The organism is Pseudomonas sp. AC463 (genome assembly GCF_979253585.1).
Genome location: NZ_CEEDDZ010000802.1, coordinates 1 through 258, shown reverse-complemented (window position 1 = coordinate 258; position 258 = coordinate 1). Strand labels below are relative to the sequence as shown.

The 258-nt window shown below is 51.9% G+C and carries 1 protein-coding gene; it reads left to right on the top strand.

Annotated elements, in window-relative coordinates; genetic code table 11:
* The coding region (locus AC0IYH_RS32440; RefSeq protein WP_471838451.1) for an MCP four helix bundle domain-containing protein at positions 1–258 on the top strand (258 nt) is incomplete at both ends.

The window sequence follows — 258 nt, the reverse complement described above, 5'->3', positions numbered from 1 at the left end:
TTATGAGCCCCTCATCGCAAGCGACAAAGAACGCTCGTTTTATACGCCGGTGAAAAACAGTGCTGATGCCTATTCCAAACAACTGGATCTTCTCGAACCGTTGATGAGGCAGGGTGACATAGCGGCGGCAGTCAATCTGGTGAGTACCAGCATCCGCCCCCTGACCAATAATATGGAGCAGCAGGTCAAGGACTTGACCCGTTTTAACGATGAAGGTGCAGCGCAGGCTGGGCAAACCGCGACCAATCTCTATAGCAA